This is a genomic window from Burkholderia sp. NFPP32 (genome assembly GCF_900119325.1).
GTDB classification, from domain to species: Bacteria; Pseudomonadota; Gammaproteobacteria; order Burkholderiales; family Burkholderiaceae; genus Burkholderia; species Burkholderia pyrrocinia_C.
The window spans coordinates 175,914-200,876 of the sequence record NZ_FPJP01000012.1; the positions used below are offsets into that span (position 1 = coordinate 175,914).

At 67.2% G+C, this 24,963-nt stretch carries 23 protein-coding genes; 14 read left to right on the forward strand and 9 right to left on the reverse strand.

All coding sequences use genetic code 11. The features are described 5' to 3' along the window. Nucleotides 1-16: 16 nt before the first annotated feature. On the reverse strand, nt 17-1,774 hold the full coding sequence (locus BT264_RS22520) for an ABC transporter permease (RefSeq protein ID WP_072440878.1): 1,758 nt from the start codon (nt 1,772-1,774) through the stop codon (nt 17-19). Between the two features lie 527 nt (nt 1,775-2,301). On the opposite strand from BT264_RS22520, the gene BT264_RS22525 reads away from it, so the two are divergent. Then, nucleotides 2,302-2,568: a double-stranded DNA-specific endonuclease gene (locus BT264_RS22525; RefSeq protein ID WP_011545926.1), complete on the forward strand. Its 267-nt coding sequence runs from the start codon at nt 2,302-2,304 to the stop codon at nt 2,566-2,568. 38 nt (nt 2,569-2,606) lie between these two features. On the opposite strand, the gene BT264_RS22530 is transcribed toward BT264_RS22525, so the two are convergent. Beyond that, nucleotides 2,607-3,923: an ATP-binding protein gene (locus tag BT264_RS22530; RefSeq protein WP_072440880.1), complete on the reverse strand. Its 1,317-nt coding sequence runs from the start codon at nt 3,921-3,923 to the stop codon at nt 2,607-2,609. After that, entirely contained in the window at nt 3,907-4,632 is a 726-nt protein-coding gene (locus BT264_RS22535) for a response regulator (RefSeq protein WP_009693256.1), read from the reverse strand. Before BT264_RS22535 ends, BT264_RS22530 begins: the two co-directional genes overlap by 17 nt. Nucleotides 4,633-4,856: 224 nt before the next feature. Between BT264_RS22535 and BT264_RS22540 the strand changes: the two genes are divergently transcribed. Then, nucleotides 4,857-5,405, forward strand: a complete 549-nt coding sequence (locus BT264_RS22540) for a Spy/CpxP family protein refolding chaperone (RefSeq protein ID WP_072440881.1) — start codon at nt 4,857-4,859, stop codon at nt 5,403-5,405. 69 nt (nt 5,406-5,474) lie between these two features. Here the strand turns inward: BT264_RS22540 and BT264_RS38495 are convergent, their stop codons facing one another. Further along, a complete protein-coding gene (locus BT264_RS38495; protein ID WP_143155757.1) occupies nt 5,475-5,738 on the reverse strand; it encodes a hypothetical protein in 264 nt (87 codons plus the stop codon). 104 nt (nt 5,739-5,842) lie between these two features. Between BT264_RS38495 and BT264_RS22545 the strand changes: the two genes are divergently transcribed. The 4 genes from BT264_RS22545 (at nt 5,843) to BT264_RS22560 (ending at nt 9,052) form a co-directional block, all read left to right on the forward strand. Beyond that, nucleotides 5,843-6,625 (forward strand): ABC transporter substrate-binding protein, encoded by a 783-nt coding sequence (locus BT264_RS22545; RefSeq protein ID WP_143155758.1) that lies wholly within the window; start codon nt 5,843-5,845, stop codon nt 6,623-6,625. Nucleotides 6,626-6,854: 229 nt separating this feature from the next. Then, nucleotides 6,855-7,544 (forward strand): ABC transporter permease, encoded by a 690-nt coding sequence (locus BT264_RS22550; protein ID WP_034184766.1) that lies wholly within the window; start codon nt 6,855-6,857, stop codon nt 7,542-7,544. Beyond that, a complete protein-coding gene (locus BT264_RS22555; RefSeq protein ID WP_072440885.1) occupies nt 7,541-8,254 on the forward strand; it encodes an ABC transporter permease in 714 nt (237 codons plus the stop codon). Before BT264_RS22550 ends, BT264_RS22555 begins: the two co-directional genes overlap by 4 nt. A gap of 18 nt (nt 8,255-8,272) precedes the next feature. Further along, nucleotides 8,273-9,052 carry an ABC transporter ATP-binding protein gene (locus BT264_RS22560; RefSeq protein WP_072440887.1) on the forward strand — a complete coding sequence of 260 codons (780 nt, stop codon included), beginning with the start codon at nt 8,273-8,275 and terminating at the stop codon, nt 9,050-9,052. Nucleotides 9,053-9,115: 63 nt separating this feature from the next. Here BT264_RS22560 and BT264_RS22565 read toward each other — a convergent pair whose 3' ends face one another. After that, nucleotides 9,116-9,613, reverse strand: a complete 498-nt coding sequence (locus BT264_RS22565) for a GNAT family N-acetyltransferase (RefSeq protein WP_072440889.1) — start codon at nt 9,611-9,613, stop codon at nt 9,116-9,118. Between the two features lie 133 nt (nt 9,614-9,746). Here BT264_RS22565 and BT264_RS22570 point away from each other — a divergent pair, with 133 nt between their 5' ends. After that, nucleotides 9,747-10,673 carry a LysR family transcriptional regulator gene (locus tag BT264_RS22570; RefSeq protein WP_072440891.1) on the forward strand — a complete coding sequence of 309 codons (927 nt, stop codon included), beginning with the start codon at nt 9,747-9,749 and terminating at the stop codon, nt 10,671-10,673. Nucleotides 10,674-11,230: 557 nt separating this feature from the next. Further along, entirely contained in the window at nt 11,231-12,316 is a 1,086-nt protein-coding gene (locus BT264_RS22575) for a porin (RefSeq protein WP_072440952.1), read from the forward strand. A 140-nt stretch (nt 12,317-12,456) separates the two neighbouring features. On the opposite strand, the gene BT264_RS22580 is transcribed toward BT264_RS22575, so the two are convergent. After that, nucleotides 12,457-12,795, reverse strand: coding sequence for a P-II family nitrogen regulator (locus BT264_RS22580; RefSeq protein WP_006398637.1), 339 nt, complete (start codon nt 12,793-12,795; stop codon nt 12,457-12,459). A gap of 89 nt (nt 12,796-12,884) precedes the next feature. After that, a complete protein-coding gene (locus BT264_RS22585) occupies nt 12,885-14,591 on the reverse strand; it encodes an NAD+ synthase (RefSeq protein ID WP_072440954.1) in 1,707 nt (568 codons plus the stop codon). Between the two features lie 109 nt (nt 14,592-14,700). Between BT264_RS22585 and BT264_RS22590 the strand changes: the two genes are divergently transcribed. Further along, the gene (locus BT264_RS22590; protein WP_072440893.1) at nt 14,701-15,879 is read left to right on the forward strand and encodes a GNAT family N-acetyltransferase; all 1,179 of its coding nucleotides are present in this window, start codon (nt 14,701-14,703) and stop codon (nt 15,877-15,879) included. A 95-nt stretch (nt 15,880-15,974) separates the two neighbouring features. Here the strand turns inward: BT264_RS22590 and BT264_RS22595 are convergent, their stop codons facing one another. Beyond that, nucleotides 15,975-18,233 carry a glycoside hydrolase family 3 C-terminal domain-containing protein gene (locus BT264_RS22595; RefSeq protein WP_072440895.1) on the reverse strand — a complete coding sequence of 753 codons (2,259 nt, stop codon included), beginning with the start codon at nt 18,231-18,233 and terminating at the stop codon, nt 15,975-15,977. Nucleotides 18,234-18,384: 151 nt separating this feature from the next. Here BT264_RS22595 and BT264_RS22600 point away from each other — a divergent pair, with 151 nt between their 5' ends. Both BT264_RS22600 and BT264_RS22605 read left to right on the forward strand, forming a co-directional pair. Next, nucleotides 18,385-19,419, forward strand: a complete 1,035-nt coding sequence (locus BT264_RS22600) for a helix-turn-helix transcriptional regulator (RefSeq protein WP_072440897.1) — start codon at nt 18,385-18,387, stop codon at nt 19,417-19,419. 49 nt (nt 19,420-19,468) lie between these two features. Beyond that, nucleotides 19,469-20,368 (forward strand): GIY-YIG nuclease family protein, encoded by a 900-nt coding sequence (locus BT264_RS22605; protein WP_072440898.1) that lies wholly within the window; start codon nt 19,469-19,471, stop codon nt 20,366-20,368. Between the two features lie 55 nt (nt 20,369-20,423). Here the strand turns inward: BT264_RS22605 and ppa are convergent, their stop codons facing one another. Continuing rightward, on the reverse strand, nt 20,424-20,951 hold the full coding sequence (ppa, locus tag BT264_RS22610) for an inorganic diphosphatase (protein ID WP_034178734.1): 528 nt from the start codon (nt 20,949-20,951) through the stop codon (nt 20,424-20,426). A 192-nt stretch (nt 20,952-21,143) separates the two neighbouring features. Between ppa and BT264_RS22615 the strand changes: the two genes are divergently transcribed. From BT264_RS22615 to BT264_RS22625, 3 genes are all read left to right on the forward strand, one after another. Further along, on the forward strand, nt 21,144-22,583 hold the full coding sequence (locus BT264_RS22615) for an aldehyde dehydrogenase family protein (RefSeq protein ID WP_072440956.1): 1,440 nt from the start codon (nt 21,144-21,146) through the stop codon (nt 22,581-22,583). A gap of 85 nt (nt 22,584-22,668) precedes the next feature. Continuing rightward, nucleotides 22,669-23,427 carry an SDR family oxidoreductase gene (locus BT264_RS22620; RefSeq protein WP_072440900.1) on the forward strand — a complete coding sequence of 253 codons (759 nt, stop codon included), beginning with the start codon at nt 22,669-22,671 and terminating at the stop codon, nt 23,425-23,427. A 226-nt stretch (nt 23,428-23,653) separates the two neighbouring features. Continuing rightward, nucleotides 23,654-24,958: an MFS transporter gene (locus BT264_RS22625; protein ID WP_072440902.1), complete on the forward strand. Its 1,305-nt coding sequence runs from the start codon at nt 23,654-23,656 to the stop codon at nt 24,956-24,958. Nucleotides 24,959-24,963 lie beyond the last annotated feature (5 nt).

Here is a 24,963-nt window from a genome sequence, read left to right on the forward strand (position 1 = left end):
TCGCTCTCAATCGGTCTCAGTCGAGCCGCAGCTTCGCTTCGGCGAAGGCATACAGCGGACGCCACAGCAGACGGTTGAACAGGGTGACGAACAGGGACATCACGGCGATGCCCAGGATGATCTTCGGAAAGTCGCCGGCGGCGGTCGTTTGCGCGATGTACGCGCCGAGGCCGTGCGCCTCGATCCTGGTGTTGCCCCACTGCACGGCTTCCGACACGATGCTCGCGTTCCACGCGCCGCCCGATGCGGTGATCGCTCCGGTCACGTAGTACGGGAAGATGCCGGGCAGGATCGCCTGCCGCCACCATTGCCAGCCGCGGATGCGGAAGTTCGTCGCCGCTTCGCGATAGTCGTTCGGGTAGGACGTTGCGCCGGCGATCACGTTGAACAGGATATACCACTGCGTACCGAGCACGATCAACGGCGACAGCCAGATATCGGGGTTCAGGTGGAAGCGCGCGATCACGATCACGAACACCGGGAACAGCAGGTTGGCCGGGAACGCGGCGAGGAACTGCGCGAGCGGCTGCAGCTTCTCGGCCAGCCTCGGGCGCAGCCCGACCCACACGCCGATCGGCACCCAGATCACCGATGCGATCGCGATCAGCACGACCACGCGCAGCAGCGTGATGAGCCCGAGCATGATCACATGGCCGACCTCGGCCATCGTCACGCCGGTCGAAACGAAACTGACGACACGCCACACGATATAGGCCGTGCCGATCAGCACGAGGGCCGCCCATGCGATGTCGACCGTGCGCGACGCCTTCTTCTCGACGCGCGGCAGCGTGAAGCGCATCGCGCCCGACAGCGGCAGGCGCAGCGGAATCCGCGCCGCCTTGGCGAAGAACCAGCCGGCCGGCACGAGCAGTTGATGGATCAGGCGCGTGCGGCGCACGAGGTCGAGCAGCCACGATTCCGGCGCATTGCCCGAGCTCGTGTTCTCCATCCGGAACTTGTCGGCCCACGCGACGAGCGGGCGGAACAGGAACTGGTCATAGGCGAGGATCACGACCGTCATCGTGAGGATCACCCAGCCGATCGCGCCGAAGTTCTTCTCCGAGATCGCCTGCGCGAGATATGCACCGATTCCCGGCAGCGTGATCGTCTGGTTGCCGACCGTGATGGCCTCCGACGCGACGACGAAGAACCAGCCGCCCGACATCGACATCATCATGTTCCAGATCAGGCCCGGCATCGAGAACGGCACCTCGAGCTTCCAGAAGCGCTGCCAGGACGTCAGGTGGAAGCCCCGCGACACTTCATCGAGATCGCGCGGCACCGTGCGCAGCGACTGGTAGAAGCTGAACGTCATGTTCCACGCCTGGCTCGTGAAGATCGCGAAGATCGCCGCAAGCTCCGCGCCGAGCACACGGCTCGGGAACAGCGCGAGGAAGAACGTGACCGTAAACGAGATGAACCCGAGCACCGGCACCGACTGCAGGATGTCGAGGATCGGGATCAGCACCATGCCCGCACGACGGCTCTTGGCCGCGAGCGTGCCGTAGACGAGCGTAAACACGAGCGCCGCGACCATCGCGGCCAGCATCCGCAGCGTGGTGCGCAACGCGTATTCGGGCAGGTTCGACGGATCGAGCGAGATCTTCTGCGTCTGCAGCACGCCGATCGGCGCCATCGTTTCGTGGAAACCGACGACCGCCATCGCGATCAGGCAGATGATCAGCGGAAACGCGATGAAGTCCCACCGGTTCGGCAGAACGCGCCACGCGGACGCGTTGGCGGTCCGGTTCGGATTGAAGAATCCGACGTCCATCAGGCGCCCTCCCCGGTAAGGCCGAACGAAGCCGGCAGTCGATGTTGATTCATGGCAAAGCGCACGGGCGCGGTAATTCGATTGACTGACGATCTCGCGCGGGCGCAATGCGCCGTGCGTGCAAGCTGCGCCCCGCGCGGTCGCGGTCGAGTCGGCCCGCGACGGCACGACACTACACCAACCTGTATTTCAGGTACAACCGTCCGGGGACGGCGCGACGGCGGCCGCCGCGCAGGCGGCGCACGGATCGTGCCCGGCGCGCGGGCGGCGGGTGCACGGTACGGAGCAGCCCGGCCGCAGTCCTTCGGCCGGCATGCAGGCCCGAATTATGCCGTGATCCGGGCCGGCCGTGAACCCGCCATCGGCACGCGGGTGCAAACCGTGCCGGGCATCAACAGCCGGACAAGGCGAAGCGGGTATGATCGGGGCTAGCCCCCAGGGTCTGTTGCGGCCGTTCTCGTGGCAACGCATGCGCGCTCCATACGTAAACAGACCTCGGGGATCGATCGACGAGCGGGAGGAAGGGAATGGCAGGAAACTTGGTGATCGTCTGCCGCGATCAGGATGCCGACGCGTTCTACGAACTGATGCAGGAGTACGGGTCGTTCCAGACGCGGCTGTCGTCGACGGCGTGGTACCTGAACATGAACGTCGTGCCGGAATCGCTGCAGGAGGAAATCCTGGAGCGCCTCGGCCGCTATACGACCGTCTACATCTTCGAGGCCACCACCGTGACCTACAACACGATCGACAGCAATGCAGCCGAGACGCTCGGCACGCTGTTCGGCGAATGACGCCGCGCGGCGCCTGCTCGGGCAGGCGCCGCAGCCGCTTACGCGGCTTGTTCGTGTGGTTCGTCCTTCGGCACGACCTCGAACGGGAACGTCATCGCGACGCGCAGGCCGCCTTCGGGGCGGTTGCCGATGTCGCACGTCCCGCCCAGCCTGAGCACGAGCCGCTCGACGATCGCAAGCCCGAGCCCGCTGTGGCCGTTGCCGCCGCGTGCGGGGTCGAGCCGCACGAACGGCCGCGTCGCGACCGCGAGGTCGCGCGGCGCGATCCCGCCGCCGCTGTCGCTGACCGCCAGCACGTAGCCGGTCGGCGTGCGCGCCGTCTCGACGAATACGGGCGGCGCGCCGTACGCATGCGCGTTGTCCAGCAGGTTCGACAGGATCCGGTCGAGCGTCGCCGTCGGCAGCCGGAAGCCCGGATCGGCGTCGAGCCGCGTCTGGACCGTCGGTGCGTTCGGCGCGACCGCACGATAGCTGCGTGCGATCCGCTCGCACGCCTGGTCGACCGGCACCGGCTCGCTGCGATCGGACCCGCCGTGCGCAAACACCAGAAACTGGTCGACGATGTGCGACATCGAGTCGACGTCGCGCACGACGCCGTCGCGCAAGCGCGCGTCGTCCATCATTTCCGCGCGCAGGCGCATCCGCGCAAGCGGCGTGCGCAGGTCGTGCGCAACGCCCGCCAGCATCACCGCGCGGTCGTTGTCGGCCTGCGACACCTGCTCGACCATCTGGTTGAAGCCATGCGTGAGCTGGCGCAGCTCGCGCGGGCCGCGCTCGCGCAGCGGCGGCACCGGCTGCCCGCGGCCGAAGCGCGCGACCGCGCGCGCGAGCGAGCGCAGCGGCTGCTGCAGCTGCCAGGCCGCAAACAGCGCGGCGATCACGCCAGCCGAGAAGATCGTACCGAGCCACAACAGCATCCGGTCCAGCGAGCGCGGCGGACGCAGCGGCTGCACGGGCACCACGATCCAGTTGCGGTCGGTCGGCTCCTTGACCCACAGCACCGGCGGATGGCCCGGCGCGCCGATCTCGACGCGCGTACCGGGCGGCATCCGCTCGCCGACATCGTCGCGGAACCGCTTGAGTGCCGCCGGCAGGTTCGACAGATCGCCGTTCGGCACGTCGGCGCTGTCCGGCGTCACGAGCCGCACGCGCGACGGCAACGGCTGGTCGGGCGTGCGTTCGACGTGCTGGCGCACCGCGTCGACCAGGAACGCGGCCTCCTCGACCGCGTAGCGCGTCTGCATCTGGTTGCGCTCGAGCCGCATCGCGAAAAACCACGCGAAGTGCGACAGGAGCAGGACGCCGACGACGAGCAGCGCGAGCCGCCCGAACAGCGAATCAATGGGTTTGCGCATGGGCCTCGCCGTCGGGCACGAACACGTAGCCGCGCCCGCGGACCGTCTGGATGAAGCGCGGCGTCGACGGATCCGTTTCGAGGATGCGGCGCAGGCGCCACACCTGGACGTCGATGCCGCGGTCGGTGCCGTCGTACTCGGGCCCGTGCAGCAGCTCGAGCAGCCGCTCGCGCGTGAGCGTGCGCAGCGCATGGTTCACGAAGATCTTCAGCAGCGCGAATTCACTGCTCGACAGCGTCGCCGGCTTGCCGTCGACCGACAGCGTGCGCGCCTGGAAGTCGAGCACGAAGCGGCCGAACGCGAACGGTTCGCGCTGTTCGGGCGCGGCCGCCGACGGCGTCGCGCGGCGGCGGCGCAGCACGGCCTGCACGCGCGCGAGCAGCTCGCGCGGGTTGAACGGCTTGCCGAGGTAGTCGTCCGCGCCGAGTTCGAGCCCGACGATGCGGTCGACGTCGTCCGCACGCGCGGTCAGCATGATCACGGGAATGTCGTCGCCGGCCGCGCGCAACTGGCGCAGCGCGGTCAGGCCGTCCACGCCCGGCATCATCAGGTCCAGCACGATCAGGTCGGGCCGCTCGCGCTCGAGACGCTTCTCGAGCGTCGCCGCGTCGTGCAGCACGGACACTTCCATCCCCTGGCGCACGAGATAGTCGCGCAGCAGGTCTCGGAGTTCTTGGTCGTCGTCGACGATGAGGATCTGGGTAGTCATGGCTCGAAGTTTACCGCGCGAGGGCGGAGTCGAAGAACGAAACAAAGGGATGAAAGGGTTACTGCGGGTTACCGCGCAAGGGAACTGTAATGCGCGGTAACCGGGCCGCCGCCCCACGTAACACCGGCCGGGGCCGGCATCGCTAACCTGCTTCTTACCGGATGCGGTACACGGCTTTCCCCGTACCGCATCGCCGGACCCTTTGGATACAAGGAGTTTCTGAAATGTATAAGAAGACTTCCCGCGCGGCCATCGCGGCCGCCACTGTGCTCGCTCTCGCATTCGGCACCGCGCATGCCGCGCAGCCCACCGACATGCCGCCGCCGGGCGGCCCCGGCATGCACCAGATGCACGGGCACGACGGCGGCCCGTTCGGCGCAATCATGAAACTGCACGACCAGCTGAAGCTCAACGCGTCGCAGGAACAGCAATGGCAGACGGCCGTCAATACGATGAAGCAGAACCGTGATGCGATGCGCAAGAGCCACGAGCAGATGCGCGAGCAGTTCAAGGCGCAGCAGAACCAGCCGATCCTCGACCTGAACGCGATGCACGCCGCGCGCCAGCAGGCCGAACAGCAGAACGCGCAACTGCGCGAACAGACGTCAGCCGCGTGGCTCGCGTTCTACAACGGACTGAACGACCAGCAGAAGACCACGGTCAGCACGGCGCTCAAGCAGCAGTACGCGCAGATGCAACAGCGCCACGAGAAGATGAAGGAGCGCTGGGAACAGCATCGTGCGGCCAAGGGCGCATCGGCGCCGGTGCAGTAAGCCGGCAAGCCGCTCCGCGGAGCGGCGCCGAAGGGGACGCGGGCACCGGCTCGCGTCCCTTTTTTTGTTTCACACGACGTCGAACAGCAACACCTCGGCCGCGCGGCCGCGTGCGAACGTGATCGCGTCCACGCCGCAATCCATCGACCGCGCGCCGGATCGTTGCATCCACGACCGCAATTGACGCAATACCCGCCGAGAATACCGCGATTGCCGCAACAGCCGAATCGAAGAATCGAAGAATCGATCGATCGCGCCGGATTGCCGTTTTCCGGGTATCGCGTTCGGGTAAAATACCGCCCTTTTGGCGTTCGCCCGTCCGGCGGCCGCCATCGCCAGAACGCCGATCGGCGAATTTTGGCCGTCTAGAATACGCCGCGGCGCCCGGTCCGACCGGCCGCGAGCGCCCCCGGAAAGTCAGCAACAGAAGGATGGAAATGAAGAAGGCCGCCCTGTGCGCCGCCCTCGCCCTCGTGGCGGGCAGCGCCTTCGCGAAGGAGTGGAAGACCGTGCGGATCGGCGTCGATGCCAGCTACCCGCCGTTCGAGTCGACCGCGCCGAGCGGCGAGATCGTCGGTTTCGACGTCGATCTCACCAAGGAGATCTGCAAGCGGATCAACGTGAAATGCGTGTGGGTGGCGCAGGACCTCGACGGGATCATCCCGGCGCTGAAGGCGAAGAAGTACGACGTCATCGTGTCGTCGCTGACCGTCACGGACAAGCGCCGCGAGCAGATCGACTTCTCCGACAAGGTGTACGACGCACCGGCGCGGATGATCGCAAAGACCGGCTCGCCGCTGCTGCCGACGGTCGCGTCGCTGAAAGGCAAGCGCGTCGGCGTCGAGCAGGGCTCGACGCAGGAAACCTACGCGAAGGCGTACTGGGAACCGCAGGGCGTGACGGTCATTCCTTACCAGAATCAGGACCAGGTCTATACCGACCTCGGCTCGGGCCGCCTCGACGCGACGCTGCAGGACGAACTGCAGGCCGACTACGGCTTCCTGCGCACGCCGCGCGGCAAGGGCTTCGCATTCGCCGGGCCGGAAGTGAAGGATCCGAAAACGATCGGCGACGGCACCGCGATCGGCCTGCGCAAGGAAGATACGGACCTGAAGCTCAAGATCAACAACGCGCTGGCCGACATGCACAAGGACGGCACGTACGACCGGCTGTCGCACAAGTACTTCTCGTTCAGCGTCTATTCGGCTTCGGCCCGCTGAGCGCCGACAAGAAGAAGCAACGGATGCGGGGGCGGCCCTGCGTCCGGGCAGTACTGGCAGTCAACCACGCGCCGCCCGCCCCCTTGCCCGCCGCTCGCGCGACGGGCTGGCCCGGCACCGTTGCCGGGGCGGACGGTCATGATACGCACGGGGCGTTCCGCGCAGCTTGGCGGGCGCGTCTTTCGCGGCGCACCGCGTGCGCCCTCAGGGACCACACCAGGGACCACATATGTTTCTACAAGGTTACGGCCCGCTGATCCTCGCAGGCACCTGGCAAACCGTCAAACTGGCGGTGCTTTCGCTCGCGCTGTCGTTCCTGCTGGGTCTGCTCGGCGCGGGTGCAAAGCTGTCGCGCAACCGCGTGACGCACGGCATCGGCACCGTCTACACGACGCTGATCCGCGGCGTGCCCGACCTCGTGCTGATGCTGCTGCTGTTCTACAGCCTGCAGATCTGGCTGAACATCGCGACCGACGCGCTCGGCTGGGACCAGATCGACATCGACCCGTTCCTCGCCGGCGTGCTCGTGCTCGGCTTCATCTACGGCGCGTACTTCACCGAGACGTTCCGCGGCGCGTTCCTGTCGGTGCCGCGCGGCCAGCTCGAGGCCGGCAGCGCGTACGGGATGACGAACTGGCAGGTATTCACGCGGATCATGTTCCCGCAGATGATGCGCTTCGCGCTGCCGGGCATCGGCAACAACTGGCAGGTGCTCGTGAAGTCGACCGCGCTCGTGTCGATCATCGGCCTGGCCGACGTCGTGAAGGCGTCGCAGGACGCCGGCAAGGGCACGCTGCGGTTCTTCTTCTTCACGCTGATCGCGGGAGCGGTCTACCTCGCCATCACGACGATCTCGAACTTCGTGCTGATGTGGCTCGAAAAGCGCTACTCGACCGGCGTCCGCAAGGCTGACCTATGATCGAACTCATCCAAGAATACTGGCGCAACTATCTCTACACCGACGGCTATCGCATCACCGGCGTCGCGATCACGCTGTGGCTGCTGGTCGTGTCGATCGGCCTCGGCTTCTGCCTGTCGGTACCGCTTGCGGTCGCGCGCGTATCGAAGAGGAAGTGGCTGTCGAGCGCCGTGTGGCTCTATACATACGTGTTCCGCGGCACGCCGCTCTACGTGCAGCTGCTGCTCTGCTACACGGGCCTCTACAGCCTGCAGGCCGTGCGCGGCACGCCGATGCTCGACGCGTTCTTCCGCGACGGGATGCACTGCACGCTGCTCGCGTTCACGCTGAACACCTGCGCGTACACCACCGAGATCTTCGCGGGCGCGATCAAGGCGACGTCGTACGGCGAGATCGAAGCCGCGCGCGCGTACGGGATGACGCCGTTCACGATGTACCGCCGCGTGATCCTGCCGTCGGCGCTGCGCCGCGCGCTGCCGCTGTACAGCAACGAAGTGATCCTGATGCTGCACGCGACGACGGTGGCGTTCACCGCGACCGTGCCGGACATCCTGAAGATCGCCCGCGACGTGAACTCGGCCACCTACATGTCGTTCCACGCGTTCGGCATCGCCGCCCTGCTCTACCTCGCGATCTCGTTCGCGCTCGTGTGGCTGTTCCGCCAGGCCGAGCGCCGCTGGCTCGCGTATCTGCGCCCGCAAGGCAAGTAAGTTTCCGCAGGACTATTGATGAATTCCCAGACCCAGAAGCTTTTCGTCGACGATCTCCACAAACGCTACGGCAGCAACGAGGTGCTCAAGGGCGTGTCGCTGAAGGCGAACGCCGGCGACGTGATCAGCGTGATCGGCTCGTCCGGCTCCGGCAAGAGCACGATGCTCCGCTGCATCAACTTCCTCGAACAGCCGAACGCCGGCCGCATCTTCGTCGACGGCGAGGAAGTACGCACCGCCCTCGACAAGGCCGGCGCGCTGCGCGCGGCCGATCCGAAGCAGTTGCAGCGCGTGCGTACCAAGCTGTCGATGGTGTTCCAGCACTTCAATCTCTGGTCGCACATGAACGTGATCGAGAACGTGATGGAAGCACCGGTGAACGTGCTCGGCATCCCGAAGAAGGAAGCCGAGGATCGCGCGCGTACGTATCTCGAGAAGGTCGGCCTCGCGCCGCGCGTCGAGAAGCAGTATCCGTCGCACCTGTCGGGCGGCCAGCAACAGCGTGTCGCGATCGCGCGCGCGCTGGCAATGCATCCGGACGTGATGCTGTTCGACGAGCCGACGTCTGCGCTCGACCCGGAGCTGGTGGGCGAAGTGCTGAAGGTGATGCAGAAGCTCGCCGAGGAAGGCCGCACGATGATCGTCGTCACGCATGAGATGGGCTTTGCGCGCAACGTGTCGAATCACGTGATGTTCCTGCACCAGGGCCGCGTCGAGGAAGAAGGCGTGCCGGCCGAGGTGTTTGCCAACCCGAAGAGCGAACGCCTGCGCGGGTTCCTGTCGGGCAGCCTCAAGTAACGCACGTAACGTACGCAACGCACGACGTGCGAACGGGCGCCCCGCGGGGCGCCCGTTTTGCGTTTACGCGGCGCTCACCGGCGCGCCGTCGGCGAACGCGCGCAGTTCGTCGCCCGCGAGCCGGTAACGCACCCATTCGCTCTGCGGCGCGGCGCCGACGCTCTCGTAGAAACGGATCGCCGGCTCGTTCCAGTCGAGCACGCTCCATTCGAATCGCCCGCAGCCCGATTCGACCGCGATCCGCGCGAGCGCCTTCAGCAGCCGCAACCCGGCGCCCGCGCCGCGAAAGCGCGGCGACACGTACAGATCCTCGAGATACAGCCCCTGCCGGGCAAGCCAGGTCGAATACGAGAAGAAATACACGGCGAAGCCGGCCGGCTCGCCGTCGACCTCGCACACCAGCGCGCGCGCCGGTGAACCTTCGCCGAACAGGCTACGCTCGAGCGACGCTGGCGTCGCGATCACTTCATGCTCCGCCTTCTCGTAGACGGCCAGCTCGGTAATGAAACGCAGGATCAGCGGCACGTCGGCGACGGTGGCAGTACGGATGTCGATTTGCACGAGTTGAGCCCTCCTCCGGCCCGGACTTGAAACGGAAAACGGCGCCGCGCAACCGCGCTGGCGCCGATCGGACCGTCATGCTACGTTCATGCCAAGCCTGCAGGAAGTGCAGTTTCTTCATCTTGACCTGAACATGATGCATCCCGACCTGCGCCGTCTCGACCTGAACCTGCTGCTCGCGTTCGACGCGCTGTACCGCCACCGGTCGGTCGCCGCGGCCGCGCACGAGCTCGCGATGAGCCCGTCCGCGCTGAGCCACGCGCTCGCGCGGCTGCGCGACGCGATCGGCGACGCGCTGTTCGTGCGCCTCGGCAACGAGATGCAGCCGACCGTGCGCGCCGACGACATCGCCACGTGGGCCGGCGACGCGCTCGACGCGATGTCGAAGGGGCTCGCCCGCGCGCGCCGCTTCGATCCCGCGCAAAGCGATCGCACGTTCGTGTTCGCCGCGACCGACTACACGGCGTTCGCGGTGCTGCCGGCGTTCCTCGCCCGCATCCAGCATGTCGCGCCGCGGCTGCGAATCCGCGTCGTGCATTCCGACCGGAAGATTTCCGTCGACGAGCTGGCGGCCGGCCGCATCGATTTCGCGCTCGGCTACCACGAGGAATCGACGGCCGACGCGCCGGGTATCGAGGATTTCGACTGGTTCTCCGACGACTACGTCGTGATCGCAAGCGCCGCGCATCCGGACATCCGCCGGCGGCTGACGCTCGACCAGTACCTGGCGGCCCGCCACGTGGTCGTCACGCCGTGGAACGAAGCGCGCGGCGTCGTCGACTACGTGCTCGACCGGCTCGGCCTCGCGCGGCAGGTCGCCGTGCAGTTGCCGACCGTGCTCGCCGCGCCGTTCGTGATCGCGGAATCCGCACTCCTGATGACCGTGCCGAACCGCGCCGCGCAGGCGCTGCGGCACGCGGCGCCGATCCGCATCTTCCCCGCGCCGTTCGAAATCCCTCGCTACACGCTGAAGGTCTACTCGCACGCGAAGCATGCACGCACCGATGCGCACCGCTGGATTCGCGCGCAGTTGCTCGACGCACGGCCGGGCCCCGGCTGAACTCGATACGCCGCAGCCGCACGCCTTATGCGGCGGGCGTTGCAGGCATGGGACAGCGGCATCCAGCGGCCGCCGAATCATTACGAAATACTTACCGATTTCACCTCTTTCGCGCTTACGCCCGCGCCCCTGCAACGTCAATAGTGGCAATCCTTGACCCATGTACGCGGAATTCATGTCTCCCTTGCGGGACAAGGGTTTTCCGGTAATTGCGAACCCTTATGGCACCTGTTGCGCACTGTGTTGCATGGCAAATTGGCGACAGGTGTTAGTCAAACAACGATTTCCATCGCCACAAAATTGTATTTTTGCTAAATTAGTAACCAAAGTAGCAAAACGAAGTTCGTGAAATGTAGTTTAGCTTCACGACAATACAAGGAGACCCCGCAGGCCGACCCGGCTGCGCGGGACCGCTCAACGGTTTTCCGTCTGCTTGCCCGCGTGCCGCGCTTACCGGCCCTGCACGAGGTCTCCCTGGTTATCCCGCTTTTGCCCGGCGCTCGCGCTCCGGGCATCTCGTGCAGTCTGGGTTGACTTTTTGACAGGGTATGGAGGAGATGATGAAGAAAGCTTTGGTCGCGGCCGCGCTGATGGCTGCTGGGGTGGTGACGGCGCACGCGCAGAGCAGCGTCACGCTGTATGGCCGCCTGGATGCAGGCATCGAGTACATGAACGGCCTGCAAGACGGCCACCGAGTACGCGCTGAAAGCGGCGACTGGGGCACGAGCCTGTGGGGCTTGAAGGGTAGCGAGGACATCGGCGGCGGCAACAAGGTCCTGTTCCACCTCGAAGGCGCGTTCAACACGATGAACGGCGGTCTCGGCACGTCCGGCTCGATCTGGGATCGTTTCGCGACGGTCGGCATCTCGAACGACCGCTACGGTACGCTGCTGTTCGGTCGCGAACTCGCGATCGCGAACGGCGTGTGGGACTTCGATCCGCTGGGCCAGTCGAGCTGGTCGTCGGCATCGCTGGTGCGCGGCCGCAACTGGAACAAGACCAGCAACAACGTGTCGTACCAGTCGCCGCAGTTCTACGGCTTCGACTTCTACGGCCAGTTTGCGTTCTCGAACTCCACCAGCTTCAACGGCAACACGACGGCCGGCCAGCCGGGCCGTGCAGCCGGCGCGCAGATCACTTACACGAACTCGCTGTTCCAGTTGCGCGGCATCTACGACGAAACGCGCGACAGCAACGGCCGCTTCTCGGACGTGTTCAACTACTCGCGTGAATACTTCGCGGGCGCGAACGTGTTCCTCGGCCAGTTCAAGCTGCAGGCCGCCTACCAGTCGTCGCACGCGGACGGCAGCGGCGGCCCGGCCGTCAACAACGGCATCACCGGCACCCAGCAGGTCTGGGGCGGCGTGACGTGGCAGGCCACGCCGGCGGCGGCGCTGATCGCGGCCGTGTATCACGTGAACGCGAACCACGGCGGCGGCAACGCGAACATCTACACGGTCGGCGGCACGTACAACATCTCGAAGCGCACGCTGTTCGACGTGCAGGTCGCGACGGTGCGCAACAGCTCGACAGCCAACTTCAGCCTGAACGCGAACGGCGCGGGCACGGCCGTGTCGACCGGCAACCCGCATCCGGGCGGCAGCCAGACCGGCGTCTACGCCGGCATCCAGCACCTGTTCTGATCAGGCGCCGTCCAAAGAACGATTCGGCAACACTTTCCACGCTGCTGCGAGAGGCGCGTATCGGTGCGGTACCCTACCGGGTATCGCACCGTTTTTTATTGGCGGGCCGGTTTCGCACGGCCCACTGACGAATACGGTGCTCAGACGGCCGCTTCGTTCTCTTCGCCGGTACGGATGCGGATCACGCGTTCGACGTCCGACACGAAGATCTTGCCGTCGCCGATCTTGCCGGTGCGCGCCGCGCCGATCACCGCGTCGATCACCTGGTCGACCTGCGCTTCCGCGACGACCACCTCGATCTTCATCTTCGGCAGGAAGTCGACCACATATTCGGCGCCGCGATACAGCTCGGTATGCCCCTTCTGGCGACCGAAGCCCTTCACTTCCGTCACGGTCAGGCCCGTGAGACCCACTTCGGCGAGCGCTTCGCGGACTTCGTCCAGCTTGAACGGCTTGATGATGGCTGTGATGCGTTTCATGATGGTTGTCCCTCAATGCTCGTTTGGATGAAAAATCGCGATCCCGATTGTAAGCCGTGCAGTAAGCCGTGCGGCAAGCCGCGCACGGGTCAGTCGAGACGCTCGGTAAAGCGTGACGTGATCGGATAGCGCCAGTCGCGCCCGAATGCGCGATGCGTGACGCGGATGCCGATCGGCGCCTGGCGGCGCTTGTATTCGTTGATCTTGATGAGCCGCGTCACGCGTTCGACGTCGGCCTGCGCATAGCCGGCCGCGACGATCTCGGCGAGCGGCCGGTCTTCTTCCATGTACATCCGCATGATCGCGTCGAGTACGTCGTACGGCGGCAGGCTGTCCTGGTCGGTCTGGTTCTCGCGCAGCTCGGCCGACGGCGCGCGCGTCAGGATTCGCTCGGGGATCACGTTGCGCAGCACGTAGTCGGCCGTCTCGTTGCGATAGCGGCAGAGCCGGTACACGAGCGTCTTCGCTATATCCTTGATCACCGCGAAACCACCGGCCATGTCGCCGTACAGCGTGCAGTAACCGACCGCCATCTCGCTCTTGTTGCCGGTCGTCAGCACGATCGAGCCGAACTTGTTCGACAGCGCCATCAGCAGCGTGCCGCGGATGCGCGCCTGGATGTTCTCCTCGGTCGCGTCTTCCGCGAGGCCGGCGAACTCGCCCGCGAGCGACGCGCGGAATGCGTCGAACATCGGCGCGATCGCGATCTCGTCGTAGCGCACGCCGACGCGCCGCGCCATCTCCGCCGCATCGGTGGTCGAGATGTCGGCCGTGAAGCGCGACGGCATCATCACCGCGCGCACGCGTTCGGGCCCGAGCGCATCGCATGCGACGGCCAGCACCAGCGCCGAATCGACGCCGCCCGACAGCCCGACGAGCACGCCGGGAAACCCGTTCTTGCCGATGTAGTCGCGCACGCCGGTCACGAGCGCGCGGTACACCTGCGCATCCGTCGATAGCTCGGGCGCGATCGCGCCGGGCAGCGGCCGCGCGCCGTCGAATTCGACGATCGCGTGCCCTTCGTCGAACTGCGGCATCTTCGCGACGAGCGCGCCCTGCGCGTCGAGCACGAACGAGCCGCCGTCGAACACGAGCTCGTCCTGGCCGCCGACGAGGTTCACGTACACCATCGGCAGCCCGGTCTCGCGAATCCGCGCGCGCAGGATGTCGATGCGCACCGCTTCCTTGTTCATGTGGTACGGCGAGCCGTTCGGGATCAGCAGCACCTGCGCGCCGGCCGCCTTCGCGATCTGCGCGGCCGACGCGTGCCACGCGTCCTCGCAGATGATCACGCCGTATTTCACGCCGTTCAGCTCGAACACGAGCGGCTCGGCGTCCGTCGCGAAATAGCGCTTCTCGTCGAACACCTCGGCGTTGGGCAGATCCTGCTTGCGGTAGGTGCCGACGATCTCGCCGCCGACGATCAGCGACACCGCGTTGAAAGTGTCGGTGGGCGGCACGCCGCGCTCGATCGGGCGGTTTGCATTACCATCGACGGCTGACGCGAGCGGAGCGCCGCCCATGCCGCGCAACGGATGGCCGACCAGCACCGCGAGCCCGTCGAACGCCTTCAGCGCGTCGGCGAGCGAGTCGAGCGCGGCGGCGGCCGCCGCGTAGAACGCGGGCCGCAGCAGCAGGTCTTCCGGCGGATAGCCGGACAGCGCGAGTTCGGGCGCGACCATCAGGTGCGCACCATCGTTGTGCGCGGCGCGCGCGGCTGCGACGATGCGCGCGACGTTGCCGGCGAAATCGCCGACGGTGACGTTGATCTGGGCGAGAGCGAGTCGGGTCTTCATGACGGGATCGGCGCAGCCCGGCGGCGCGCCCTGAACGGCTGACGAAAACGTCCCGGACGCGGGCCACGGCGGCACGCGTCCGGCAACATCCAACGGTACGGATTCACGCTTGAAACACGAACGCATCGATTATCGCACGGGCATCCTGTCGTCTCCCGCGGAGGTGCCGGCCGAAGAATGGAACGCGCTGCTCGCGCGCGACGCGCAGCCGACGCCGTTCCTGCGCCACGAATTCCTCGACGCGCTGCACGTCGCGCGCTGCGCGGTCGACGATACCGGCTGGTCGCCGCACTTCGTCACGCTGACCGATACGCGCACCGGCCGCCTCGTTGCCGCCGCGCCCGTCTACGCGAAGCAGCATTCGTACGGCGAATACGTGTTCGACTGGGCGTGGGCCGACGCGTACCAGCGCAACGACCTGCCCTACTACCCGAAGCTGCTGTGCGCGGTGCCGTTCACGCCGGTGCAGGGCACGCGCCTGCTCGCGGCCGACGACGACGCGCGCCGCCGGCTCGCGGCCACGCTGCTCGCATTCGCCGAGCAGAGCGACGTGTCGTCGCTGCACGTACTGTTCCCGACGGGCGACGAAGCGCGGCTCCTCGAATCGATGGGGATGATGCTGCGCGAAGGCGTGCAGTTTCACTGGATCAACAACGGCTACCGCCACTTCGACGATTTCCTCGCCACGCTCGAGCAGAAGAAGCGCAAGAACATTCGCGCGGAACGGCGCAAGGTGCACGATGCGGGCGTGACGTTCCGGCGGCTCACCGGCGACCGGATCACCGACGCCGACTGGCGCTTCTTCTCGCGCTGCTACCGGCAGACCTACCGCGAACACTTTTCGAGCCCGTACCTGAACCTCGACTTCTTCCGCACGATCGGCGCGACGATGCCCGAGAACCTGCTGCTCGTGATCGCGGAAGCCGACGGCCAGCCGATCGCGAGCGCGCTCGCCATCTATCGGCGCGGCGAGCACGGCGGCGGCACGCTATACGGCCGCTACTGGGGTGCGCTCGAGCACGTGCCCTGCCTGCATTTCGAAACGGCCTACTATCAGCTGCTCGAATTCTGCATCGAGGCCGGGCTCGATACGTTCGAAGGCGGCGCGCAAGGCGAGCACAAGCTCGCGCGCGGTTTCCTGCCGACCGTCACGCACTCCGCGCACTGGCTCGCGCACCCGGCGTTCTCGGATGCGGTCGCGCGCTTTCTCGAACGCGAGACCGAGCAGATTCACGCGTACGTCGACGAACTGCGCGAACACGATCCGTTCCGGCGCGGCACCGAGTAGCGCGAGACGGCTCGTGCGCCGCCCGCATCGGGCGAATTCGGCGCAGGGCCGGCCGGGGCGCCGCCCCGGGCCTGCCCTGCACATGATGCGGCCGGTCAGCGCGCCGCGAGCGACACCGCCTGCGACAGCGCCTGCGGATCGCGCGACGACGCGGCGGCCGTGAGCGTATAGCTGCCCGCGCTCACCCGCCATGCATGCGTGCCTACATCCCAGGTCGCAAACCGCTGCGCCGGCACCACGACGCTGACCGTGCGCGCTTCGCCCGGCTGCAGCGCAACCTTCGTCCAGCCGACGAGCCGCTTCGGCGGTTCGCCGAGCGATGCGGGCAGCGCCGCATAGATCTGCACCGTCTGCACGCCGGCCCGCGCGCCCGTGTTCGTCACCGTCACGCCGACCGTCACGTTGCCCGATGCGTCAGCCGCCGCGGTCATCCCGGAGAGCGCATACGTCGTGTACGACAGCCCGTAGCCGAACGGGAACAGCGGCTCGATTCCCTTCGCGTCGAACCAGCGATAACCGTACGCGAGGCCTTCCGCATAGACCGATTGCCGGCTCGCCGGATCGATCGCCAGTTGCGGCAGGTCGGCTTCCTGCTTCGGGAACGTCAGCGGCAGCCGGCCCGACGGGTTCGCATCGCCGAACAGCAGGTCCGCGATCGCCTGGCCGCCCTGCACGCCTGGATACCACGCGTCGAGCACGCCGTGTACGTTCGCGAGCCACGGCATCAGCACGGGGCTGCCGTTCTCGAGCACGACGATCGTGCGCTTCGCCTTCGCCGCGACTGCCGCGATCAGCGCGTTCTGGTCGTACTGCTGGTTGTACGGATCGGCCTTCGCATCAGGCAGCGACAGGCTCGCCAGGTCGAGCCCTTCCGTCTGCCACTGCGTCGCGAACACGATCGCGACGTCGGCCTGCGCGGCCGCGGTCGCGGCGGCATTCGCGTCGTTCCCGTCGAGATAGCTGACCGACGCGTTCGGCGCCTTCGCGCGGATCGCCGCGAGCGGCGCGGACTTGTACCAGGTCGCGCAGCCGCCGAACAGCGTGCCGGCCGGCTGCTGGCAGGTCGTCACCGCATTGCCGTCGATCGCCGGCACCGCACCCGAGCCGCCGCCCGACAGCACACCCACGTCAGCACGCCCGCCGATCACGACGACCGACTTGAGCGCACCGGCCGCCAGCGGCAGCACGGGCTGCGCATCGCCGGGCGCGGCCGCGTTCTTCAGCAGCACCGCGGATTGCCGCGCGATCGCGAGCGCATCGGCGTTGCCCGCCGCTTCGTCGATCGCACCGCCCGGCTTCGGCGGCGCGTCCATCACGCCGATGCGGATCAGCGTGCGCAGCTTGCGCTGCACCATGTCGTTCAGCCGCGCGACCGATACGCTGCCGGCCTGCAGCGCCGCGCGCAGCTTCGTGTTGAAGAACGAGCCGAGCGGCGCGTTGCCGTCGTCGGCCGCGCCCGGCTGTTCCTCGTCGAGTCCCGCCTGTACGGCCGCGACCGTCGAATGCGTCGCACCCCAGTCCGACTGCACGACGCCCTTGAAGCCCCATTCGTTCTTCAGCACCGTCGTCAGCAGATACGGGTTCTCGCACGCATACACGCCGTTGAGCTTGTTGTACGAGCACATCACGTTGCCCGGCTGACCGTCCTTCACGCCGATCTCGAACGCGAGCAGCTCGGCCTCGCGCATGGTCCGTTCGTCGACGACCGAATCGATCGTCATCCGGTTGGTTTCCTGGTCGTTGAACGCGAAATGCTTGATCGTCGCGATCACCTTCTGCGCCTGCGTCGCGTTCGTGCGCGCGGCGCTCAGCGTGCCCGCGAGCACCGGATCCTCGCCCATGTATTCGAACGTGCGGCCGTTGCGCGGCTCGCGCGCGAGGTTCACGCCGCCGCCGAGCCCTTCCGCGAAACCGAGCGCGCGCAGTTCGAGCGCGATGCGCTTGCCGTAGGTGCCCGCGAGCGCCGGGTCCCACGTCGCCGCGAGCGCGACCGGCGCGGGCAGCGCGGTCACGCGCGCGTTCTTCACGTTCACGCCGCCCGCCGAATCGGCGCTGCTGACGCCCGGAATGCCGAGCCGCGGCACGCCCGGGATGTAGCTCGCGCCGTTCAGCGCGTCGGCCGGAAACGGGCCGCCCAGGCCGAGTGCGGGCATGCCCGTGCCGTGCACGAGTTGCAGCTTCTCGTCGGTCGTCAGTTGCGCGACGAGCGCGGCCGCGCGCTGGTCGGCCGCGGCATCGGGGTCGGCCGGCGCAACCGGGCCCGGCTGAATGTCGTCGCCGCCGCAAGACGCGAGCAGCACCGTGAGCGCGCACGCGGACGCGATCGTCGAACACCGGAACAGCGAAGTTTTCATTGATCCTCCTGAATCGATCTGTTGTACTTGTTGCCACACTCCAGCGTCCGAGTCTAAAAATCGACCGGTCACCACGCTTGACCGGCAGGAGCATGCGTTGACCTCTCGCAGCGGGGACAAACCCGAACGGCATGACGACAGGGAGACAGACATGGAGTTGAGACAGAAATCGGTATCCGTCCGGATCTACCGCTGGCTGTGCGAAGACGCGCGCGCGAACGGCATCGACATCGCGCCGCTGTACGAGACGCTCGGCATCGGCCCGGCCGAACTGGCCGACGACACGCGCCGCATCGCGGGCGACCGGCACGTCGCCGCGATGCGACTGACGAGCGGATGGCCGCTGTCCTGGCACCGCTCGCCGCCGCAGGCCGTGCCGTGGCTCGTGCCGTTCCCGGAGCTCGCAGGCGTCACGTGCAACGCGGCGACGCTGCGCGACGCGCTGCACGGTTACCTGCACTATCGCGAGCTGATCGGCAACGTCGACTGGGTCTTCGCGCACGAGAACGGCGATGCGATCGCGCTCGAATACGTAAACGAAGGAGAGGGCCGGCATGCGGGCAGCGCGCTCGCGAACCTCGCGATCCTCGCGGCGCTCGCGCGCCTGTACGATCCGCACGTGCGCGTCGGCGACGCGGAATTTGCGGGCCGGGCGTTCGCGCCCGCGGCCGCGCTGCGCGACATGCTCGGCGCGCCGGTGTCGTTCGATGCCGCGCACAACCGCATCGTGCTGCGCTCCGCGCACTTCGACACGCCGTTCGAGCGCTACAACGCGCCGCTCGCCGACATCCAGCGTCATGCGGCCGACGCCGCGCGCGACCGGGTTCGCGTGCGCTCGACGTTCGGCTCGTCCGTCGAGCAATGCGTGCGGGACTGGCTGCGTACCTCCGACGACGCCGACGTGCCGACCGACACGCTGATGCAGCACGTGTGCACGCGCTTCGCGATGTCGCGCTGGACGCTGCGCCGGCGGCTGCATCGCGAAGCCGTCGGCTTTCACGCGCTCGTCGCGCAGGCGCGGCTCGGCGAGGCGCGCGACCTGCTGCTGAATACGCAATTGCCGATCGGCGAGATCGGCGTGCGCGTCGGCTTCCGGTCCACCAGCGCGTTCACGCGTTTCTTCACGCGCGAACTCGGCGCGGCGCCGAGCCGCTTCCGCGACGGACACGGCGATCGGTGGCGTTGACGCACGCCTTTTCTGAGACACTGGCGGCTTCGCATCCCGCCGCCCTGCCATGTCCTGGTTTCTGTATCTGATCGAATGCGCTGACGACAGCGTCTACACGGGCATCACGACCGACGTCGCCGCGCGCTTCGACGAGCATGCCGCCGGCAAGGGCGCGCGCTACACGCGCTCGCGCAAGCCGCGCGCGGTGCTCGCGTCGTTTCCGCTGCCCGACCGGTCGAGCGCGTCGCGCGCCGAATACTGGGTGAAGCGACTCACGCCCACGCAGAAGCGCGAGCTGGCGGCCGGGTTGCGGACGCTGGAATCGGTGCTGCCGGTTGGTGTGGCGGTCGACGGGAGTGGTGAGGCTGCCGGGTTGAAGGCGGGTGCGCGCGGACGGAAGAAGGTGAAGGCAAAAGCGGAGAACGTCGATAGCGCGACGAAGACGGCTGAAACGGAGCAGCCTGCCGCAAAAGCCGAGAAAGCCGCAAAAGCCGAGAAAGCCGAGAAAGCCGAGAAAGCCGAGAAAGCCGAGAAAGCCGAGAAAGCCGAGAAAGCCGAGAAAGCCGAGAAAGCCATCAAGTCTGCGAAAACCGCGAAGACCCGACAAGCCGCCAATGCTCCAAAGGCGGCAAAAGCCGCGCCGGTCGCGAAGAACGCGAAGACCGGCGGCGATGCGGTCGTAAAAAAGACCTCGTCGCGCGGCACACCGGCAAAAAAAGACCAACAGGCCGCGTCCCCGTCGTCGAAAAGAAAAACGTCGGCAGCCAGCAGCAAACCCGTCGCGCCCGCACCGGTTCGCCGCCGCCCGTCGGCCACGAAATCCGCCGAAGCCACCGAAATCTCCGTTGTCCGTCGCCGCGCCGAACGCGCGAAGGACACACTGGATACCACCACCCCGCCCGCGCCCGCATCGCCTTCCGCACGCAAGAAAACCGCGCGCGCAAAACAAAACCGCGCGGCCTCCTGAGGAGACACGCGCGGTTTTGCGTTTCACACGAACCGGCCGTCCGCCGGCGCGCCGCTTACTTCTTGTAGTTCGCGGCGCCGTCGGTGATTTCCTTGTGCGCGGCTTCGATGCCGGCCCAGCCTTCGACCTTCACCCACTTGCCCTTCTCGAGCGCCTTGTATTGCTCGAAGAAGTGCTTGATCTGGTCTTTCAGGTACTCGGGTACGTCGTCGATCGACTTCAGGTTCGCCGTCATCGGGCAGATCTTGTCGTGCGGCACCGCGACCAGCTTCGCGTCGACGCCCGACTCGTCGGTCATCTGCAGCATGCCGAGCACGCGCGAACGCACGATCGAGCCGGCCAGCAGCGGGAACGGCGTGATCACCAGCACGTCGACCGGATCGCCGTCGCCCGACAGCGTCTGCGGGATGTAGCCGTAGTTCACCGGATAGCGCATGCCCGTGCCGATGAAACGGTCGACGACGAGGAGGCCCAGCTCCTTGTCCGCCTCGTACTTCACCGGATCGCTTTGCGCGGGAATCTCGATGATCACGTTGAAATCTTGCGGCAGGTCCTTGCCGGCCGGAACATGATTGAAGCTCATGAGCGCTCTCTGTAGGTCGATGGGAATTCGGGACAGGGCGCCGCGGCCGATGCACCGCCGCAGGCGTCCCTCAACGGAATGCGCCATTATAGCCAATCGACCGGTGGCGTCCGGATGACGATCGGCGCGATAATCGTTCCGGATGTCCGGCCGTCGAACCACAAGCGGCATTGCATGTCGACAGGAGCAGGCATGGAAGAGGCGAAGCACTTCATCGCGGGCGAATGGACGTTGCCCGCGCAACTGGAAACGATCGCGGTCGTCGATCCGTCCGACGGCCAGCCGTTCGCGACGATCGCGCGCGGCACCGCGCCCGACATCGAGCGCGCGGTCGCCGCGGCCCGCGATGCGTTCGCAGGCGCATGGGGCGCCGCGAGCGCCGCCGAGCGCGGCCGCGTGCTGATGCGGCTGTCGGCGCGCGTGGCCGATTCCATCGAGGAACTCGCGGCGATCGAGGCGCGCGACACCGGCAAGCCGCTGAAGCAGGCGCGCGCCGACGCGGCCGCGCTCGCGCGCTACTTCGAGTTCTATGCAGGCGCCGCCGACAAGCTGCACGGCGAGACCCTCCCCTACCAGGCCGGCTATACGGTGCTGACGGTGCGCGAGCCGCACGGCGTCACGGGCCACATCGTGCCGTGGAACTACCCGATGCAGATCTTCGGGCGCAGCGTCGGCGCGGCGCTCGCGGCCGGCAACGCTTGCGTCGTCAAGCCGGCCGAGGATGCGTGCCTGTCGGTGCTGCGCGTCGCCGAGCTGGCCGCCGAGGCCGGGCTGCCGGCCGGTGCGCTCAACATCGTCACCGGCTACGGCCATGAAGCCGGCGCCGCGCTCGCGCGCCATCCGGGCATCGACCACATCTCGTTTACGGGTTCGCCGGCCACCGGCAAGCTGGTCACGCAGATGGCGGCCGAGAACCACGTGCCGGTCACGCTCGAACTCGGCGGCAAGTCGCCGCAGATCGTGTTCGCCGATGCCGATCTCGAAGCGGCGCTGCCCGTGCTCGTGTCGGCGATCGTGCAGAACGGCGGCCAGACCTGCTCGGCCGGCAGCCGTGTGCTGGTCGAGCGCGCGGTCTACGAGCCGCTCCTCGAGCGCCTCGCCACCGCGTTCAACGGGCTGCGCGTCGGCCCGAGCCGCGCCGACCTCGACTGCGGCCCGCTGATCAACGCGAAGCAGCAGCAGCGCGTGTGGGATTTCCTGTCCGACGCGCAGCACGACGGCATTCCGATGGCCGCGCACGGGCAGGTCGTCGCCGACGCGCCCGAAAGCGGCTTCTACCAGGCGCCCGCGCTGTTGCGCGACGTGCCGCCGTCGCACCGGCTCGCCCAGGAGGAAGTGTTCGGCCCCGTGCTCGCCGCGATGCGCTTCGTCGACGAAGACGAAGCCGTCGCACTCGCGAACGGCACGCCGTACGGCCTCGTCGCGGGCATCTGGACGCGCGACGGCGCGCGCCAGATGCGCGTCGCGCGGCGCCTGCGCGCGGGCCAGGTGTTCATCAACAACTATGGCGCGGGCGGCGGCGTCGAACTGCCGTTCGGCGGCGTCGGCCACTCGGGTCACGGCCGCGAAAAAGGCTTCGAGGCGCTGTACGGCTTTACCGCACTGAAGACGATCGCGATCCGGCACGGCTGAACGCACGGCACGCGAAACGCGGCCGGCAGCGGCCGGCCGCATCGCGCAACACGACGACTCTCATAACCAGCACAGGAGACACACCATGCGGTTGAGCGGCAAAACGGCAATCGTCACGGGCGGCGGCTCGGGTTTCGGCGAAGGCATCGCGAAGACGTATGCGCGCGAAGGCGCGAACGTCGTCGTCAACGACCTGAACGGCGCGGCGGCCGAGCGCGTCGCGAGCGAGATCGCGCTCGCGGGCGGCAAGGCGATCGCGGTGGCGGGCGACGTGTCGAAGCAGGACGACTGGCACGCGCTGCTGCAGGCCGCGCTCGACGATTTCCATTCGGTGCAGATCGTCGTGAACAACGCAGGCACCACGCACCGCAACAAGCCGGTGCTCGACGTGACGGAAGCCGAGTTCGACCGCGTGTACGCGGTCAACATGAAGAGCCTGTTCTGGTGCGTGCAGGCCTTCGTTCCGTACTTCCGCGCACAGGGCGGCGGCGTGTTCGTGAACGTCGCGTCGACGGCCGGCGTGCGGCCGCGCCCGGGCCTCGTCTGGTACAACAGCACGAAGGGCGCGATGATCACCGCGAGCAAGTCGCTCGCGGCCGAGCTCGGCGCCGACCGCATCCGCGTGAACTGCATCAACCCCGTGCTCGGCGAGACGGCCCTGATGACCGAATTCATGGGCTGCGAGGACACGCCCGACAACCGCAGCCGCTTCCTCGCGACAATCCCGCTCGGCCGCTTCTCGACCCCGCAGGACATCGCGAACGCGGCGCTTTACCTCGCGTCCGACGAGGCCGAATTCATCACGGGCGTCTGTCTCGAAGTCGACGGCGGGCGCTGCATCTAGCCGCACCGGGCTGTTCGCGTGCCGCGTCGGGATTCACCGGCCGGCACGGCATTCATGTATTGCTTCGCACGAAACCGGATCGGGTGCCGATGTATCGGCTCCGGTCAACCATAAAAACCGCAAAGCATGGGACCCAAGCAAGCGCTAAAGCGCCAACTTGGGTCGACCGCATAGCATGGGACCCAAGTAAGCGCTAAAGCGCCAACTTGGGTCGACAGGAGACAACATGGCAACATCGACGCAATCGCTGCCGGGTTCGTCCGGCGCATTCGAGGAAGCAACCTACCGCAAGGTGTCGTGGAGGCTCACGCCGCTCCTGCTGCTGTGCTACGTGGTCGCGTATCTCGACCGCGTGAACGTCGGGTTCGCGAAGCTGCAGATGGCGAGCGACCTGAACCTGAGCGACACCGTCTACGGGCTCGGCGCCGGGATCTTCTTCTTCGGCTATTTCCTCTTCGAGGTGCCGAGCAACATCATCCTGCACAAGGTCGGCGCGCGCGTGTGGATCGCACGCATCATGGCGACGTGGGGCGTGATCTCGATCCTGACGATGTTCGTCACGACACCCACGATGTTCTACGTGATGCGCTTCCTGCTCGGGCTCGCCGAAGCCGGCTTCTTCCCCGGCGTGATTTTGTACCTCACCTACTGGTATCCCGCGCACCGGCGCGGCCGGATGACGACCTTCTTCATGACGGCAGTCGCCTTGTCCGGCGTGATCGGCGGGCCGCTGTCGGGCTTCATCCTGAAAGCGTTCGACGGCGTGAGCGGCTGGCACGGCTGGCAATGGCTGTTCCTGCTGGAAGGCATCCCGTCGGTGCTGGTCGGCGTGCTCGTGTTTCTCAAGCTCGACGACCGGATCGCGAAGGCGAACTGGCTGACCGACGACGAAAAGGCGCTGCTCGCGCGCAACGTCGATGCGGAGGAAGCGACGAAGGAAGACCTGCCGCTCGGCGCCGTGATGTCGAGCCCGCGCGTGTGGCTGATGGCGCTGATCTACTTCTCGTTCGTGATGGGGCTCTACGGCGTCGGCTTCTGGCTGCCGACGATCATCAAGGCGACGGGCGTCACCGACACGTTCGCGATCGGCCTGCTGTCGGCGATTCCGTATGCGGCTGCGGTGGTCGCGATGATCCTGATCGCGCGCAGCGCGGACAAGCGCCGCGAGCGCCGCTGGCACCTCGCGATTCCGGCCGCGATCGGTGCGCTGGGGCTCGTGCTGTCGGTGATCTGGGCGCACCAGACCGCGCTCGCGATGCTCGGCCTCACGCTCGCGACGATCGGCATCCTGACGACGCTGCCGCTGTTCTGGAGCCTGCCGACCGCGTTCCTCGGCGGTGCGGCCGCCGCGGCCGGCATCGCGATGATCAACTCGATCGGCAACCTCGCGGGCTTCCTGAGCCCCTACCTGATGGGTTGGCTCAAGCAGGCGACGGGCGTCAACGATGCGGGCATGTACATGCTCGCGGGGTTCCTCGTGCTCGGCGGGCTGCTCGCGCTGTCGGTGCCGAAGCGGCTGGTCGACAAGTGATGCGC

Coding starts and splice junctions, on each gene's coding strand:
- BT264_RS22540 (WP_072440881.1), top strand. CDS start 4,857: ATGTATAAGAAGACTTCCCGCGCGGCCATCGCGGCCGCCACTGTGCTC.
- BT264_RS22600 (WP_072440897.1), top strand. CDS start 18,385: ATGGAGTTGAGACAGAAATCGGTATCCGTCCGGATCTACCGCTGGCTG.
- BT264_RS22620 (WP_072440900.1), top strand. CDS start 22,669: ATGCGGTTGAGCGGCAAAACGGCAATCGTCACGGGCGGCGGCTCGGGT.
- ppa (WP_034178734.1), bottom strand. CDS start 20,951: ATGAGCTTCAATCATGTTCCGGCCGGCAAGGACCTGCCGCAAGATTTC.
- BT264_RS22605 (WP_072440898.1), top strand. CDS start 19,469: ATGTCCTGGTTTCTGTATCTGATCGAATGCGCTGACGACAGCGTCTAC.
- BT264_RS22570 (WP_072440891.1), top strand. CDS start 9,747: ATGATGCATCCCGACCTGCGCCGTCTCGACCTGAACCTGCTGCTCGCG.
- BT264_RS22580 (WP_006398637.1), bottom strand. CDS start 12,795: ATGAAACGCATCACAGCCATCATCAAGCCGTTCAAGCTGGACGAAGTC.
- BT264_RS22615 (WP_072440956.1), top strand. CDS start 21,144: ATGGAAGAGGCGAAGCACTTCATCGCGGGCGAATGGACGTTGCCCGCG.
- BT264_RS22560 (WP_072440887.1), top strand. CDS start 8,273: ATGAATTCCCAGACCCAGAAGCTTTTCGTCGACGATCTCCACAAACGC.
- BT264_RS22575 (WP_072440952.1), top strand. CDS start 11,231: ATGATGAAGAAAGCTTTGGTCGCGGCCGCGCTGATGGCTGCTGGGGTG.
- BT264_RS22625 (WP_072440902.1), top strand. CDS start 23,654: ATGGCAACATCGACGCAATCGCTGCCGGGTTCGTCCGGCGCATTCGAG.
- BT264_RS22535 (WP_009693256.1), bottom strand. CDS start 4,632: ATGACTACCCAGATCCTCATCGTCGACGACGACCAAGAACTCCGAGAC.
- BT264_RS22595 (WP_072440895.1), bottom strand. CDS start 18,233: ATGAAAACTTCGCTGTTCCGGTGTTCGACGATCGCGTCCGCGTGCGCG.
- BT264_RS38495 (WP_143155757.1), bottom strand. CDS start 5,738: ATGGCGGCCGCCGGACGGGCGAACGCCAAAAGGGCGGTATTTTACCCG.
- BT264_RS22525 (WP_011545926.1), top strand. CDS start 2,302: ATGGCAGGAAACTTGGTGATCGTCTGCCGCGATCAGGATGCCGACGCG.
- BT264_RS22555 (WP_072440885.1), top strand. CDS start 7,541: ATGATCGAACTCATCCAAGAATACTGGCGCAACTATCTCTACACCGAC.
- BT264_RS22585 (WP_072440954.1), bottom strand. CDS start 14,591: ATGAAGACCCGACTCGCTCTCGCCCAGATCAACGTCACCGTCGGCGAT.
- BT264_RS22550 (WP_034184766.1), top strand. CDS start 6,855: ATGTTTCTACAAGGTTACGGCCCGCTGATCCTCGCAGGCACCTGGCAA.
- BT264_RS22520 (WP_072440878.1), bottom strand. CDS start 1,774: ATGGACGTCGGATTCTTCAATCCGAACCGGACCGCCAACGCGTCCGCG.
- BT264_RS22530 (WP_072440880.1), bottom strand. CDS start 3,923: ATGCGCAAACCCATTGATTCGCTGTTCGGGCGGCTCGCGCTGCTCGTC.
- BT264_RS22545 (WP_143155758.1), top strand. CDS start 5,843: ATGAAGAAGGCCGCCCTGTGCGCCGCCCTCGCCCTCGTGGCGGGCAGC.